At 53.4% G+C, this 15,796-nt stretch carries 17 protein-coding genes; 12 read left to right on the forward strand and 5 right to left on the reverse strand.

Annotation, left to right across the window (positions count from 1 at the left end; all coding sequences use genetic code 11):
• Nucleotides 1–86: 86 nt before the first annotated feature.
• Both JI741_RS18290 and JI741_RS18295 read left to right on the forward strand, forming a co-directional pair.
• Nucleotides 87–629 carry a hypothetical protein gene (locus JI741_RS18290; RefSeq protein ID WP_202012303.1) on the forward strand — a complete coding sequence of 181 codons (543 nt, stop codon included), beginning with the start codon at nucleotides 87–89 and terminating at the stop codon, nucleotides 627–629.
• Nucleotides 630–639: 10 nt separating this feature from the next.
• Nucleotides 640–936, forward strand: a complete 297-nt coding sequence (locus tag JI741_RS18295) for a hypothetical protein (RefSeq protein WP_202012304.1) — start codon at nucleotides 640–642, stop codon at nucleotides 934–936.
• Between the two features lie 36 nt (nucleotides 937–972).
• Here the strand turns inward: JI741_RS18295 and JI741_RS18300 are convergent, their stop codons facing one another.
• Together JI741_RS18300 and JI741_RS18305 are read right to left on the reverse strand one after the other, a co-directional pair.
• Nucleotides 973–1,320: a hypothetical protein gene (locus JI741_RS18300; protein WP_202012306.1), complete on the reverse strand. Its 348-nt coding sequence runs from the start codon at nucleotides 1,318–1,320 to the stop codon at nucleotides 973–975.
• Between the two features lie 187 nt (nucleotides 1,321–1,507).
• Nucleotides 1,508–2,506, reverse strand: coding sequence for a hypothetical protein (locus JI741_RS18305; protein WP_202012308.1), 999 nt, complete (start codon nucleotides 2,504–2,506; stop codon nucleotides 1,508–1,510).
• 423 nt (nucleotides 2,507–2,929) lie between these two features.
• Here JI741_RS18305 and JI741_RS32970 point away from each other — a divergent pair, with 423 nt between their 5' ends.
• Nucleotides 2,930–3,682 (forward strand): PoNe immunity protein domain-containing protein, encoded by a 753-nt coding sequence (locus tag JI741_RS32970; RefSeq protein WP_202012310.1) that lies wholly within the window; start codon nucleotides 2,930–2,932, stop codon nucleotides 3,680–3,682.
• A gap of 84 nt (nucleotides 3,683–3,766) precedes the next feature.
• Complete coding sequence (locus JI741_RS18315; RefSeq protein WP_202012312.1) at nucleotides 3,767–4,873, forward strand: DUF4421 family protein; 1,107 nt, start codon at nucleotides 3,767–3,769, stop codon at nucleotides 4,871–4,873.
• A 73-nt stretch (nucleotides 4,874–4,946) separates the two neighbouring features.
• Here the strand turns inward: JI741_RS18315 and JI741_RS18320 are convergent, their stop codons facing one another.
• The 3 genes from JI741_RS18320 to JI741_RS18330 form a co-directional block, all read right to left on the reverse strand.
• Entirely contained in the window at nucleotides 4,947–5,456 is a 510-nt protein-coding gene (locus tag JI741_RS18320; protein WP_202012314.1) for a hypothetical protein, read from the reverse strand.
• Nucleotides 5,457–5,468: 12 nt separating this feature from the next.
• Nucleotides 5,469–8,393: a TonB-dependent receptor gene (locus JI741_RS18325; protein WP_202012316.1), complete on the reverse strand. Its 2,925-nt coding sequence runs from the start codon at nucleotides 8,391–8,393 to the stop codon at nucleotides 5,469–5,471.
• Between the two features lie 792 nt (nucleotides 8,394–9,185).
• Nucleotides 9,186–9,734, reverse strand: a complete 549-nt coding sequence (locus tag JI741_RS18330) for a hypothetical protein (protein WP_202012318.1) — start codon at nucleotides 9,732–9,734, stop codon at nucleotides 9,186–9,188.
• Between the two features lie 103 nt (nucleotides 9,735–9,837).
• Here JI741_RS18330 and JI741_RS18335 point away from each other — a divergent pair, with 103 nt between their 5' ends.
• The 8 genes from JI741_RS18335 (at nucleotide 9,838) to JI741_RS18370 (ending at nucleotide 15,785) form a co-directional block, all read left to right on the forward strand.
• Complete coding sequence (locus JI741_RS18335; protein WP_202012320.1) at nucleotides 9,838–10,755, forward strand: DMT family transporter; 918 nt, start codon at nucleotides 9,838–9,840, stop codon at nucleotides 10,753–10,755.
• A gap of 8 nt (nucleotides 10,756–10,763) precedes the next feature.
• A complete protein-coding gene (locus JI741_RS18340; protein WP_202012322.1) occupies nucleotides 10,764–11,132 on the forward strand; it encodes a DHCW motif cupin fold protein in 369 nt (122 codons plus the stop codon).
• Nucleotides 11,120–11,587, forward strand: a complete 468-nt coding sequence (locus JI741_RS18345) for a GNAT family N-acetyltransferase (protein ID WP_202012324.1) — start codon at nucleotides 11,120–11,122, stop codon at nucleotides 11,585–11,587. The genes JI741_RS18340 and JI741_RS18345 overlap by 13 nt, the downstream gene beginning before the upstream one ends.
• Nucleotides 11,587–12,111 (forward strand): GNAT family N-acetyltransferase, encoded by a 525-nt coding sequence (locus tag JI741_RS18350; protein WP_202012326.1) that lies wholly within the window; start codon nucleotides 11,587–11,589, stop codon nucleotides 12,109–12,111. Before JI741_RS18345 ends, JI741_RS18350 begins: the two co-directional genes overlap by 1 nt.
• A gap of 4 nt (nucleotides 12,112–12,115) precedes the next feature.
• A complete protein-coding gene (locus JI741_RS18355) occupies nucleotides 12,116–12,595 on the forward strand; it encodes an OsmC family protein (protein ID WP_202012328.1) in 480 nt (159 codons plus the stop codon).
• A gap of 45 nt (nucleotides 12,596–12,640) precedes the next feature.
• On the forward strand, nucleotides 12,641–13,147 hold the full coding sequence (locus JI741_RS18360; protein WP_202012330.1) for a DinB family protein: 507 nt from the start codon (nucleotides 12,641–12,643) through the stop codon (nucleotides 13,145–13,147).
• Between the two features lie 3 nt (nucleotides 13,148–13,150).
• The gene (locus tag JI741_RS18365) at nucleotides 13,151–14,560 is read left to right on the forward strand and encodes a pyridoxal phosphate-dependent decarboxylase family protein (RefSeq protein WP_202012332.1); all 1,410 of its coding nucleotides are present in this window, start codon (nucleotides 13,151–13,153) and stop codon (nucleotides 14,558–14,560) included.
• Nucleotides 14,561–14,705: 145 nt separating this feature from the next.
• A complete protein-coding gene (locus JI741_RS18370; protein ID WP_202012333.1) occupies nucleotides 14,706–15,785 on the forward strand; it encodes a branched-chain amino acid aminotransferase in 1,080 nt (359 codons plus the stop codon).
• The last annotated feature ends 11 nt before the right edge of the window (nucleotides 15,786–15,796 follow it).

The following is a 15,796-nucleotide window of genomic DNA, read 5'->3' on the forward strand; positions in this document are numbered from 1 at the left end:
AACGCATAGGCGCTGTCTTTTTCGGAAGGTTTCAAACTGAAATACCGTTGCAGTGCGCAGGCTTACTTTCGCGAGAAACGAAAGCCATGATCAAGGTTCTTGAATTTTTCTGCCTCGACACCGACCACGAACACATTCATCGCATCATCATGTCGGCGTTCGATCAGCCCTGCGTGGTGCCGCCACACAAAGCCCGCCAAAAGGTGGCTGTCGCCGCCGCGAAAGCAGACGAAATGTTTATCCCAAACAAAGTGACCTATCTCTCCGAACAGTCGCGCGTCAACAACGTCACGTTTCGCCCGGCCCGCCAGCCCGACGAGCGCATCAAGTTTGTGATGGACATTGCCAAAAGTCCCGTCATCGAATTTCGAGCACCCTATCAGCGCTCCGACCTCGTGTTTGTGGCCGGTGCGTTTGTGTTGCCCTCGTTCGAGGCCGAGTTGAAAACCCAGTTCGACACACTCCAGCGACTGCTCACCAAAAACTTTCTCCTGCACAGCGACCTCAACCTCTATGTGTCGCACCGCATCACACTCAACACGGCCCGGTTCTTCTTCGACAACCGCGTGCACGCCTTCGCACCCCACGAACTCGTCACCTATGCACCCATGGGCATACCGAAACATTAAATACCGATACATGAAAAAAGATTTGTACTCCGAATTTTACCTGCTACACAACAACCTCACGCTAAAACATTTCGGCGGCATCTCGGCCGTGGCGCGTTTTCCCGAATACAAAATTGAAGTGTCGCTCTACCTCTCCAAACTAAACCTGTCGCATCACGACGACACCGGCCATCACTACAAACTCGACAGCGACGAACTGAAAACCCTCGCCGACATGACGCAACAACTGGAACACGACATGCGCCACCTCATACGCCTCGCAAAAATCGGAGGCCTCAGCGAAGCCATGTATGGCGAGGCCGAGTGAACGCCACCGACAACAATTTCAAACACCGGATTTTTTTTATTCTCCTTCTGTCATCACATTGGTGCGGCGGCCGATCATGCGTTTAATCACGAAAGCTTGCATGGCCGTCATCACCCACAGCAGTGGCGTGTTAAACACCAACATCACCAACATCACCGTGGCGTGCTGATACATGCCTTCTAAAAAATGTTGCGCCAGCCCAATGCCTCGGGCTTGCAAGGGCAACAGCAAAAAGAAAACCAGCAAACCCGTGCCCCACACCATGGGGTGGCGGCCAGCCATCTTGGCAAAATGGAGTCGCTCACCATCGGGAATAACGGTGAGGATGGGGAACCGTCGTGTCAGCTGTGCCTCGCGGCGGGTGGTGCGGGTGGGTTGTGTCATGCAAAAGATGATTTGAACGCCTCAAGAATAGCGCGCACCACTGAAAGAATTTTGCAGTTTGTTTCACCCCCCGTCCTTGCACCGCCAACAGACGCCACGGCAGGTCAAGGCTTTAAATTCGTCGGCCAAAAAACAGACAAGCCGCGAAACATTCGTCAGAAAAAATAAACGCAGGGCAAGGGTGAGGCTATCCGCCCTTCACAGGCTTCTCTTTTTGCCGCGAGCGGTTGGTGCGCGGCGCTTGTTTGGGAAAGCTCAGAATAAACTTGCCCGATTCGGTGTCGATCGTGTAGAAGTATTTCACTTTTTCTTTTGCCCGCGTCACGTTCACGGTTTCAAATTCGGTGATCACAAAGTCGGTCCCGTTTTTTTTGTCGTCTTCAAAAATCACCAACGCATCGCTCACCAGGCTGTCGCGCTCAATCAGCAGGCTATACGAGCCCGGCGTGTGGCAATTGTTTTTCACAATAAAAAGATGATTCGACAACGCGAGGCTTTCGGGTGGTTTCCGGTTGCAATTATATTTTTCCATACCCTTAATGCCCCGGTCCACCGCGTTCAGATGCGGCGCATAGAAACGGAGGTCGCGGCCCGTAAACGGAAACGCCAGCGTGTCGAGTCCCGGCGCGGCCAGCAGGTTGGGGTGATCGAGGTCGGTAATAATGTAGGAGCCTTCGCGAAACGCCAGCTGTGGCAAGTCCACCGTCACCGTGCGACCGTGTGGCAGCGTGGCATAAGTTTTTTTCACCGCCTCCGAAAAGTCCAGGCACACATACATGCGCTTGTCGCCACTGGCATACTTCACCAGCAACCGCGAGTCGCTGCGCATCGAAGGACCCCAGAAAAAATAAGAGAGGTAGAGCAACCTGAAACTCTTGCCACCCGCCACTTCCACCGTGGCGCGGGCGCGCGCTTCGTCCTGTTTTAGTGTGGCCTTGAACTTGCGCGTTTGCAAACCGCCACTCTCCCACCGGTAGCTGTTGCTGTAGCCACCAAACGCCACGCTATGGCTACCGTCTTCCGCCACAAAATGAATGGAGTCGTTCGACGCAAACATCACATCGTTTTGCGCACTGTCGGCCAGCGACAGGTTCACATCCACCTTCACCAGGTGCATGCCGGGTTGGGCAAAAGCCGCCGTTGCCAGGACCAACAGCAGAGAAGAAACACAAACAAGCTTTACCATAAAGAACCTGGCAGACAATTTTTTAGACATTTCGCACACAAATTAAACTCCGCCGACATCTATACCCAACATCGCAGCAAAAGAAATTTCAGACGGCGCCCGTCCTGTTCAGAAGGCATGTTAGAAAAAAGAAGTCTCCTTTGGCCGTGCCCGCCAGCTGGCGGACCAGGCTATCCGCTACAAGTCCGCCAACCCGCCATTCCCACCGCACTGCGGGCTTTCCGCTGCTATCCTTCACGCACCGCAGTCCACACGTGCGGCGGGCGCGTTCACTGCCCAACCTTTCTCTTCGCTGCAGGGCATTCGGGTTGTTGGATTTGGCCATCGGTGGTTCGCGAACGGCGCGAGGCAAAACAAACCTGCCGCTGCAACGCCATTTCAGTCTTGCGCTTTAAACTGAAGGCTCAACAAAAAAAAACTGTCATGCGCGTCGCGTTCAAAACTCCGGCCTACTTCCACCAATACATTGCCTTGCAAAACGAAACCAGCGAAGCCTTCCTCTCCTGCGCGGTGGCCGAGTGGACGCGGTGGAACAAAGCTTCGGCCCGGCACTGGCTCGTTCAGGTGGGTCGCCACCTGCTGCGCAAGCTCGTGGCCCAATATTCTGCCGGCAAAAGCATGGGCGCCGTCAAACGAACATTTGCCGAAATACGCTACTACCTCGGCAAGACTGACAACACGCCGTGCGATCCCACCGACCTTCTCTGGATGTTTTCGCTGGCCGTGTTGCTGCGTCTTCCTCACAGCCAAATTCAACCCTTTATTCAACTGGCCCGCACCCAACACCCCAATCATTACCTGCTGCACTACCTGCTGGCCCGCTTTGACCCAACACATCCGCTTCCACCTTTGCCCACCACCAAAGACCCACACCAAAACCTCGCGTTGGCCACACAACAGCGCAAACATTTCGCCCAACGCCGCATCAAAAACTACCTCGACAAACAATGGTATGCCGCACACGCAAACTTCTCGTGGCACGAAAGCCACACGTCGGCACACTACAACTACTTCGGCTATTGGAGCTTCGAAAGCGCCGCCATCACCATCGTGCTCAAACTCGACGACAGCGCCTATCGCGACAATCCCTACTACCCAAAAGATCTGGTGGACTATGCCCGTCGAAAACAAAAACCGAGGGCCGCGAAAAAAATCGATCAACCAAAAAAAAATTAACGCAGCCCACACAGCAGAAGGACGCTTTCATCGCGATTCTAACAAAAGCGCTACTTTCAGGTTATGTAATCCAGTGCATACGCTATGAAATTGTTTCCTGTCACGTGGGTGTTCTTCATCCTGGTCTTCTTCGTTTCCGCCGCCAGGGCTCAGGAAAATGTGCTGCTGCATCCCGACAAATTCTATAAAAAGTTTTTCCCGCGCCTGCGCATCAAACCCGCACCGCTCGACACGGCCTACATCAAAACCTATCCCAACTACCTGTCGGTGGGCACCCACATCCTCTCGCCCGGCATTCGCTTCAACCTGGGCCCGCGCGGTCCCGGAAGCGCCGCGGCAACCTCCCACTTCCGCACCAACATAGCCGACGTCATGGGCTTTTCGGCGAGCTATCGGTTTGTGGCCGCCGGCTTTGCGTTCCTGCTCAAGTCGGGGCTGCAAAAAAACGATGCCTATGCACCCAGCGCCTACCGCACCGCCACCATCAAATTCTCGGGCAGTGCCTACTCCTTTCAATTCAAATACATCCGCATCAAAGGCCTCACCGACGTCAGCGACATCAATCGAAATCCCGCTGGCCCCTATCGCCTGCGCCCCGATTTGTTGAACAAAGAGTTTCAGCTGGAGGCGCTCTACAACGTGAACTGGAAAAAATATTCCTACACCGCGCCCATCACCTTCTCGCAACGCCAGGTACGCAGCCAGGCCGGCGTGTTGTTCAAGGCGGGTGCTTACTATAACCAACTGTCGGGCGACTCTGCACTGATCTCCCGCGAACAGCAACGCCACTTCGATCCGGCCTTTGCCAACATCACCACGCTGCGACGCGTAACGTTCAAAGTTGCTCCCGGCGTGGGAGGCACGTTTGTTTTTAATAGACGTTTCTTCGCATCGCTGGTCGTGTTCCCTTCCGTCAATCTCTATCTCTATAAATACATCGATCAGTCACAGCAAAAAACCGCCAGTCGCGAAGCCCTTGTTTTTAATCCCGAAGGCAAAGCCAGCATCGGCTATCAGTCGCGGCGTTTCTATGGCGGCGTGCGCTATGAATACGAGTGGAGCAGTGCTGCCCTGCAATACATCGGGCTCTCCACCGTCAGTCGCTACATTGGGTTTGAATTGGGCTACCGGTTTTCGGCACCACGCGTCGTGAAAAAAGTCTATCGCAAAACGATGCCCCCCGGCATGTAATGGGAACGCTATAAAAAAAGAGAGGCTGTCGTACGCCCTACAACAGCCTCCTTTATATAAACAAAAAGCCAACTCAATTTCCAACCTGCACGGGCTCTGCATTCAGGCCCACATCGCCCACGGCAACGGCATCGTCTTCCAGAAAAATGCTCACGTGTCCGTCAAGTTCATCCAGCGATTCATAAAAATCTTTCTTGCCCACAACAAAATATTTATACGGCGCAAACTCACCCGCTTCGCCGTCAACCGGTGTCAGCGCGGCAAGCGAAGTAGAGGAACCGCCAGCCACCGTGCCAGCATAAAGACCCGTGGGATACGACGAGCCTGCCTTGGTGTTGTAGAGCGACACCTGCACCAGCGTGTTGTTGGCGTTGTCGAGCCAGAACACCACGCGACCATACACGCGTCCTGTGCCGGGAATAGAATCAAGCGTGTAGGCTTTGAACGTGGTGATGGTTCCGCCGCCGGGTGCCGTGCCCAGTTCGGGATTCACACTCACCTGTTCGCAGGCACTAAGCAATGTTGTGGCAACCGATGCCATCAGCATGAGGGAAGCTATTTTCGTTTTCAGTATGTTTTTCATGATGCTAAGAGTTTAGAATGAGAACAAAACGCGACCGTAGTAGTATGCGCCGTTGCTGCCTTGCTGGTTGTTTGAATACAGGTAGAAGCCGCGGTTTTCTTCGCGCAACAACTCGGGATATTTGTCGAAGATGTTGTTGCCACCTACCGAGAACTTCAGGTTCTTCGTGATGTCGTAGCTCACGCTAAGGTCAAACACGGTTTGTCCGCTAAAAGTCTGATCCCAGAATTCGCCATTGGCGTTTGTCGAAGTCGACAGTTCCGTAACTTTTCCATAGTAGGTGCCGCGAAACAGCGTCGAGAATTTGCCGAGCTTGTATTGAACAAAGCCGATAAACTTTGTGCGGGGTGTGCCGGTTTCAAATTGGCCAATTACCTGACGGTTCAGGTATTTGTTCACCAACGCTTCTTCGCTGATGTTGGCAGCGTTCAGATCCAGTGTTTTTTTATGAATCACCTGGTTGCGGCTAAAGATGGCCGACGCGTTAAACGTGAGCACCGACTTGTTGACGGCGGTGGTGTAGTTGCCCACCAGCTCAATGCCCTTGGAACGAATGTCGCCACCGTTCACAAAAAACTGGGCTTCCCCCTGGCTGCCAATCACCTGGTCATAGTTGTTGCCAACCTCTGCTGCGTTGAACGCACCCGTAAGGAAGATGCGATCGTCCACGTCGATCTGGTAGGCATCCACGCTAAACTCCAGCTTGTGCGACACCTGGTAGGCAAACCCCAGGCCATAGCTCTTCGAACGTTCTTCGGTCAGCTTCTTGATGCCCAGCACACGGGCGGCGGTGCTGTTCGAAGGATACGTAGTGTAGTCCACAGGTTGTGGAACGCCGTTCTGGTCGGTCACAAACACAGTGGCTGTGGTGGTGTAGTTCAGTTCCTGCAACGACGGTGCGCGGAAGCCGGTAGAGAGCGAGCCGCGAAGCGACAGGTTGTCGAGAATGGAATAGCGGGCCGCGAACTTGCCAATCACCACGTCGCCAAAGTCAGAGTAGTTCTCCACGCGCGCTGCACCGGCAATCATGAAGTCTTCCGTAAGGTTCAACTCTGCGTCGATATAGGCCGACACATCGGTGCGAAATTCGTCGCGCTCATTCTTGGGACCAAAGCCCGCAAAACACTGGCAGTTGGCCGACAGCGATTTCACCGTCACCTTTTCGCCTTTCGTTACTTCCAGCGGGTTGCCGTTGGCATCAACAATGGGTGTGCTGCTGCCATCTTCAAGCGGTTTGCCATCGGGGCCAACCAGAAAACCATCTTCACCCACGGTCACCACACCGGCGTCGCCATAGGTAAACCCTTCGTCTTGTCCTTTAATGATCTTATAATTTTCAACACGCATCTCGGCGCCAAACGCAATGTTCAGGCCGCGCATCACCTCCGGGAAATATTTTGAGAAGTCGAGGTTGGTTGTGTTTTGTGAGAACGCGTGTGTGCCCAGGTTCATGTTGATGGGCGAGTTCGATCCCAGCGACGCGTTCATGGTGTTCACCATGCCGATGCGGCTCTTGTTCCTGCCATAGGTGTTGCTGAAGTCCACGTTGAAGATTCCAATCTTGCCACGAATCCCCATGGTGGTGGAGATGTCGGACGTGTTGGTGGTCATCTCCGGGCGAAAGCCGTTGGGATAGAGCAGATAGTTGAAACGATCGGTTTGCTCGGGGCGACGATAGTAGCACGAATAGCTTTGCAGAAATTTATAGCCCATGCCGCCAAAGGCATAGAACGTTGTGGTTTCATCGATGGGAATTTCGGAGTTAAAATAAACCGTTCCCATGGTGATGGCGGGCGAACCGGCCCACACCGCAAAATCGCTTTGCTTCAGACCCCGCGCACCCATCAATCCTTCGGGCGTGGCAAGCGACGCCGCCAGCGTGGCATTGCCCGCCGCCTGCGCCGCTACCAACTCGGGGTTGGTGATGACGGGGTTGCCAAATTTGTCGGTGCGCTGATTCGTGAGATACGTTCCGTCATACACATTCCAGTCGTTCACAAAAGGACGCAACGTGGGCCGACGCTGCGTGAGCTCGCCCGAAATGTTGATGAACCCTTTCTTGCCAAGACTGAAACCATAGTTGGCCGACAGCTGATAGTTGTATCCATCGGGCTTGCCATCTTCGGTATATTTTCCACCGTCGCCACCCGAGTTCATGTAGCCACCGCCCGTGAAGCTGCCCGAGAGCCGGTTGGTAGATTTTTTCAACACAATGTTGATCACACCGGCCACAGCATCCGATCCATATTGCGCCGCGGCACCATCGCGCAAAATTTCAATGTGGTCTACCGACGCTGCCGGAATCAGCATCATGTCTACCGATGTAGACGGACTGCCCACCGCCGTGGAGATGATGAGCTGTGCCGACGTGTGCCGACGTTTGCCATTCACCAGCACCAGCGTTTGATTGGGCGCGAGGTTTCTCAACTGGATGGGGTCAACGTGCGAATCCAGGTCACCACCCTGCGAGCGCACCGCGTTGAAGCTGGGGGCAAGCATGGTGAGCATCTGGGCCAGATCTATCTGTGGCAAGTCGCCCATAATATCCTTTATTGAAATGATGTCCACGGGCACGGCCGTCTCCAGCGCGGTGCGACCCATGCCGCGGCTTCCGGTAACAATGAGCTCGCCCAGTTCGTGCATCGACTCCTGCAACGGCACGTCTATGGTACGGTTGGCACCCACGGGAATTTCGGTAGAAGCAAAGCCAATGAACGAAAACACAAGCACGTCGGCAGGCGTTGCCGTGATGGTGTATTTGCCATCGCCATCGGTCAACGTTCCTTTGCCGGGAGCAGTTTTCAAAATAACGCTCACACCGGCAAGGGGCGTGCCATCACTCGAGGCCGTGATGGTGCCCGACACCGTTACCTGCTGCGCGAACGTGGGCAGGGTGATGAGTAGAAAGATAAGGCACAGGTAAAATTTTTGTTTCATGGTTGTTTAGGTTAAAGTTTTGACAATACAGATCCTCGACCTTGCGAACACAAGGTTGGAGAAAGAAAAAAGCAGGGCCTGTCGCCACCCGAAACGTTGCGTGAACGTGTTTTTTAAAACACTTCAGCCGTGGATGGCGAAACGATGCTCAGATTTTTTTTTGATTTTCATCTGCAGAAGCAGCAAGTGCTCCGTGTTGTCAGATTCGCAGGTAGTAGATTTTTCTCATAGGTATAGATTTTGGGTTTAGGTCTCAGAAAACTGGTAACGGGAGATAAACAAATCCATACCTACACCACCGCCCTGCGCTTGTTTATCGCATCGAAACTATCAGGCACAACGACACGTGAAGGGGCCGGTCTCTTAGGGTGCTAACGTGGGGCGTACACGCAGGGCACCAAGACATAGGCTTTTCCGTGCTTTCATTTGTTTGCCCCGTCAGTTGGCGTCGAGGAGCGAAACAAATTTTTGTTTGGTCAATGAATCAGGTTGCTTATCTAATATATGGCATAATCAACACGCTATAAAGTTTTATTCCGTAAAAAATTCATCTTTCAATATCAAACGGTTGCACAATCGGAGTCTTCATAGAGACAAAAAAGAAAATAGAACCACATCACGTAGCATGTTCAAACAGCAATCGGGAATAGCTGTGGCAACGCACAAATATTGGGAGGATGAGTTGTGCCGACGAGGCAAGTTGTCGCTGTTAATGACTGCACGAGCACAATGTCTTTTTCTGACACAACGGCATGGCTAACGCATAAAATTATCTCGCCAGTTTCCGACTACTCACCATGTGAGATTATCGGTCACGTTCTCGTCTTTATAGTCATTAAAATCACGGACCTTTTGAAATTTCATATTCGTAATGTCCAGCGTCCAAATGGCCGAGTGGTCGGCCCAGGGGTCTATGAGAATTTCGATAATGCGCTGATCCTTTGTCCGCAGGGAATGTACCCATCGGAGTTCGGCTTGGTTTACGATCACACCCTTGCCGTTCTTCCACACGGTTATATGTTCTCCGGCGATAACCGCCCAATCGTTGTTCCTGCTAATCAAACCACACGTGGGGTCACCATAGAAATCGTCATGAAATATGTCATCTCCGCTCTGTTTGTCGATGATATAAGCGTCCTCAAAATAATGCCCGAGAAGGTATCTATCCGTTTCGTCCAGAACATTTAGATCGCTGTAGCTTTTTTTCATCCGTAGACTGTTTGGTCGCGAAGTTCGAAAAATATCCATCACAAGCGCATCTTGATGGGGGCAATCGGTCTGTTCAAAAATGTTTGATAACCCAATCATGTACTGGCCTAAACTGATCTGGTCAAAATACATAAAACTGAAACTGTTTTTTTTCCGTATTTATAGGAACTTTTGAATGTTTCCACACCCGCACCAAACACTCACACTAATTCATCACCCTTTAACCCCTGCACACTTGAAAAAAGATTTACTGGTTGCCTACATCGCACTGGGAGCTATCTGCATCATCTGGGGCACGACCTACCTGGCCTTGCGTGTAGCCGTTGTTCACTTTCCTCCCTTCCTCTTTGTGGTGATCCGCCAAATGGCGGCGGGCCTGCTGTTGGGAGGTTTCATGCTGTTTGTGATGAAGGAGAAGTTTCCGTCGCGCGAACAGCTTCAGCGTCAGGCCGTGGCCGGCTTCTTCATGATTTCGCTGGGCAACGGCCTTGTGGCCTGGGCCGAAGTGCTCATTCCCAGCGGCGTGGCCGCCATCCTCTGCTCGCTCATGCCCATGATGGTGATTCTCGTGAACCTCACGGTGAACCGCGAAGAGAAACCCACCGTGCCCATCCTTCTCGGCGTGATGGTAGGCCTGGTCGGCATTGTCATGATCTTTGGCGAACACGTCACCGAGTTTTCGAAGCTTGAATACCAGATCGGCATCTTCGCCATCTTCGTGGGCGTGGTGGCCTGGGCTGGCGGAAGCGTGTGGTTGAAAAAACGCGGCACGGTTGGCAACCTGTTTCTCAATGCTGCACTGCAAATGTTTTTTGGCGGTGTGTGGCTTATTCCAGCATCCCTTTTGTTCGACGACCTCACGGTGGTGAACTGGTCGCCCACGCCGGTCTATTCATTGCTCTACCTCATTGTGTTCGGGTCCATTGTGGCCTATGCATGCTATTCGTATGCGCTGCGCAATCTGCCCATGACCATTGTTTCGCTCTATGCCTATGTCAATCCCGTGGTGGCCGTCATTCTCGGGTGGCTGGTGCTGGATGAAAAACTCAATACCAAAATCGGCATTGCCATCGCCGTCACCGTGGCTGGCATCTACATTGTGAACAAGGGCTATCAACTGCGCGATTTGTGGAAAGCGCAATTCAGCCGCTAAGAAAAAAAATGAACCCTATCTTCTTTCATACCACGCAATGGGATAACCTTCCCGTAACGGAACATCGCGGCACGTCGGGCGTGGCCAGGTGGCGCACGCTGCAGTTCGACACGTTTCGTGTGCGCATGGTGGAATATTCGCAAGGCTACGAAGCCGACCATTGGTGCCGGGCGGGCCATGTGCTGTTTTGCCTCGAGGGTGAAATGGAATCACAGCTTGCAGACGGCCGCAGCTTCCGTCTTGAGAAAGGCATGAGCTATCAGGTGTCCGACAATGTGAGTCTGCATCGCACCGTATCCAAAACGGGTGTGAAGCTTTTCATTGTCGATGGAAATTTTCTTAGCCATAAACCTCAGCACAACGCATGGAGAATGTGACGCTCACCATCGAAACCTACCGGCCCCAGCACCAGCCGTTCTTCGAATCGCTGAACCGGCATTGGATCGAAAAATATTTCTGGATGGAGCCCATCGACGTTTCGGTGCTGCAACACCCCGACGTGCACATCATCGCCCCCGGTGGTGAAATTTTTATGGCGACCTGCAACGGCAACGTGGTGGGCACGGCCGCGCTAAAGTTTGTGAAGCCGGGTGTTTATGAATTCACAAAAATGGCGGTAGACGAAAATTATAGAGGACTGAAAATCGGGCGGGCATTGGCCGAAGCTGCGCGCGACAAGGCTCGCGAGCGGGGTGCACACACCATCATCCTCTATTCCAACACCGTGCTCGAAACAGCCATTGCTCTCTATCGGAAACTTGGCTTTGTGGAAGTGCCCGTTGACGGACCCTACAAACGCAGCAACATTAAAATGGAACTATCGCTGACCTGATGACCAACGCCATCACCATACGAACCGCCACCGCGCACGATGCCTCGCTGCTGGCCAGCTTAGGCTGGAAGACGTTCTACGAAACGTTTGCCCCGCTCAACCACGAGCCGGATGTGAAAATGTATGTCGACAAAAATTTCACAACCGAACAGTTAACCCTTGAGCTGAACGACGCGCTATCGGTTTTTTTCATTGCAGAGTTAGACGGCACGGCGGTGGGCTATGCAAAACTGCGCATGCATCCAAACAAAGAAGCTCCCCCGGACACCTTCAGCATCGAATTGGAGCGCATCTATTCCGACAGCAACTATCTCGGCAAGAACGTGGGAAAAACCTTGTTGCAGACGTGTCTGGATTTCGCGAAAGCAAAAGCATACAACACCATCTGGCTCGGCGTGTGGGAACGCAACCCCCGCGCACGCGCCTTCTATGAAAAGTGGGGATTTGAACAATATGCCTCGCACGATTTTCTGTTGGGAACCGATTTGCAAACCGACTTGCTCTACAAGAAAAAAATAACCTGACTCCATGACCCATCACTACACCACCACCCTCGCGTGGACCGGCAACAAAGGCAACGGCACGGCCGATTATAAGGGCTATGAACGCAGCCACCTCCTTTCGGCGGAAGGCAAACCCGAAATACCCGGCTCGTCCGATCCAAAATTTCGCGGCGACAAAACACGCTACAATCCTGAAGAACTGTTGGTGGCTTCATTGTCGAGTTGCCACATGCTGTGGTATCTGCATGTGTGCGCAGTGAACGGCGTGATTGTGACAGACTACGTAGACAACGCCGCGGGCACCATGCGCGAGAATGCCGACGGCAGTGGCGAATTTCTGGAGGTGACACTACACCCGGTGGTGACGGTGAAAGACAAATCGATGACCGACAAAGCCAACGCCCTGCACGACGAAGCCCACGCCATGTGTTTCATTGCACGCTCGGTGAGTTTCCCCGTGCACCACATGCCCACCGCCGTGGTGGCCGCGCTCGCCAACGCGTGATTTGTATTTGCTGTTGAAGATCCGAGGCGTTTAAAAAAATTATCTATGCAAAAATCAGACTGGCTCAAACGCACATTTCCCACCGGCCTGGCCGCCGGCCTGCTCCCGTTTCTACTGGAACGCCAGGAAGGCACGGCGGTGCGTATGGATGCGAAAGTGAAAGGCATATCCGACGAATTGCTGTCGCGCAAGCTCGACAACAAATGGTCGGTGAAAGAAAACATCGCGCACCTCGCTGAGATGGATGAAGTGGCGCTGCGCAGGCTCGAACAGATTTTGAGCAGCGCCCCCACGCTGGCCCCGGCTGTGCCGGGCTTGCAGCGCGACTACAATGTTGTACCCGTGGATGAAATCATCGCATTGTTCCGGCGCAACCGTGCCATCAAGCTGCAACGCTTTCGTTCGCTGCGCGACGAAGACTTCCTCAAGACCAGTGTTCATCCGCGCCTCAACATCACGCTAAACCCGGTCGATCTTGCCTTCTTCGAATCGGAACACGACGATCATCACCTTGTTCGTGTTTCGGAAATCATCAACACGCTAAATTCCTGAACCATGCATCCTCTCTTGCAACACGACCGCCAAAACCTGACGGCCATACTCAACCAAACCCAGCAGCTGGCCGCACAATATTTTGCCCGGCAAGACACGCTGGCGCCCGGCCGGTTCGTTGCCGACATCGCCCTCGAACATATGCCCGACAAAGGCATGGGCGCACAGGCCGCGCTTGATTATTTTGGAAAACACTTTGCCGACAAAATGGCCAACAGTGCCGGCCCGCGCTATTTCGGTTTTGTGACCGGCGGATCAACACCCGCATCGGTTGCAGCAGACTGGCTGGTGAGTGCCTACGATCAGAATGCCTGTGGCAGCAACGATTCCATTGCACCACAGATTGAGCGACAAACCATTCACTTCTTTAAAGAGATGTTTGGTCTTGACGATGCCTATTTTGGTTCGTTTGTGACGGGCGCCACCATTTCAAATTTCACCAGCCTGGCACAGGCTCGCCAATGGGTTGGCGAACAACACGGTCTTGACTTCAGCAACGACGGCATGGCAGGCAGCGCACCGCTGGTTGTGTTGAGTGCCACACCACATTCCAGCGTTCCAAAAGCCCTCTCTATGCTGGGCGTTGGTCGCAAGGCGATTGTGAAAGTGGACACACTACCGGAACGCGAAGCCATAGATGTGGCCGCGCTCGAACAAAAACTTGCCGCACAACAAGGCCCGTGCATCGTGGTGGCCAGCGCAGGCACCGTGAACACGGTTGACTTCGACGACCTGGTGGCCATTGGAAAGTTGAAAACAAAATTTACGTTCTGGCTACACGTCGACGCAGCCTTTGGTGGCTTTGCGGCGTGCTCTGAAAAATATGCAGCGCTGATGAATGGCATCAACGCCGCCGACAGCATCACCATCGACGCGCACAAGTGGTTGAATGTTCCCTACGACGCGGCCATGCAGTTCACACGCCACAAGAGCGTGCAACTGAAAGTTTTTCAAAACAGCGCCGCCTACCTGGGCGATCCGGCCCAAAGCCCCGACTACTTTCATTACACACCCGAAAACTCGCGACGCTTCCGGGCGTTGCCGTCGTGGTTCACACTCATGGCCTATGGAAAAGAAGGTTATCGCGAACTGGTGGAACGCAACTGCGACGCGGCCCACCATTTTGGCGAACTGTTGAAAAATTCGGAAGACTTCACCTTGCTGGCACCCGTGCGCATGAATGTGGTGTGCTTCACGCTAAAGCAGGAGGGTGTCACGGCCGACGCGATCCAACAGTTTCTGGCCGCGGTGCGCGACGATGGCCGCGTGTTTTTTACGCCTACCGTACTGCGGGGAGTGCCCGGCATCCGCGCAGCCATTTCGAACTGGCTCACCGAACGGGCCGACCTGGAGTTGGCGCTGGAGGTATTGAAAAGCGTGGCCGACAAATTGAAAAAACCGGAATCGGTTTAGGGCGTTACTTAGAAACCGACATGCACAGATTACGTCCGTTTTGAACCAAAAACCGCGTTGGCAAGGCCAAAACCGACAAAATATTTACGTAGACGGAGAATATGTAAAAGATAATGATGAAATTCACTCCTTTAATACCATCGCTATGACCACGCTAACCATTCCTGCTTTTGCCACGAAGCGCATTGCCAAATCACGCATCAGTGAAGTTGATTTTAACAACCTGGAGTTTGGAAAATACATTTCCGACCACATGCTCATGGTTGACTATGTAGACGGCAAATGGCAGGAGCCCACCATCCTTCCGTTCGGAGACATTCCCATGTCGCCGGCGATGCTTTCGCTGCACTATGGCCAGTCGGTGTTCGAAGGCATGAAAGCATTCAGAAACAAGAACGGCGACATCTGCATTTTCCGTCCGCAGAAACACAGCGAGCGTCTCAACAAATCGTTGGCCCGGATGTGCATGCCCGAGATCCCCGAAGAACTGTTCACCCAAGCCCTGCACGCCATCGTGGAAACCGACGCCAACTGGATTCCCACCAGCGAAGGTGCTTCGCTCTATCTCCGTCCCGTGGTGTTTGCCTACGAGCCACGCCTGGGTGTGAAGATCGCCGACCACTTTAAATTCTTTGTATTGACAAGCCCCGCGGGCGCATACTTCAGCAAACCCACACGCCTGAAAGTGGAAGAAACGTTTGTGCGCGCAGCCGAAGGCGGAACCGGTTTTGCCAAATGCGCCGGCAACTACGGCGGCGCTTTCTATCCCACGCAAGTGGCCCGCCAGGAAGGCTTCGACCAGGTGTTGTGGACCGACGCCAAAGAACATAAATACATCGACGAAGCCGGTGTGATGAACGTGATGTTTGTGATCGGCGGCAAGCTCATCACACCCAAACTCACCACCGCGTTGCTCGAAGGTGTGACACGCGATTCTATTTTGAAACTGGCGCCTTCGCTGGGCATCACCGTAGAAGAACGTCGCGTGAGTGTGGCCGAAATCGAAGAGGCTTTCAAAAACGGAACGCTCACCGAAGCCTTTGGGGCAGGTACCGCGGCCGTTGTGTCGCCCATCGCCGCCATCAACATTCACGGCACCGACTACAACGTGCCGGCCGTGACGCCCGACAGCTTCCAGCAACGCGTCAAAGAAAAGCTGAACAACATCCGCCTTGGTTTCGAGGCCGACGTGTTTGGCTGGAACTATATCATTCCTGCACGTTAATGCACTATCCT

Origin of the sequence: Chryseolinea lacunae, assembly GCF_016735595.1 — a bacterium.
In the GTDB taxonomy this organism is placed as follows: Bacteria; Bacteroidota; Bacteroidia; order Cytophagales; family Cyclobacteriaceae; genus Chryseolinea; species Chryseolinea lacunae.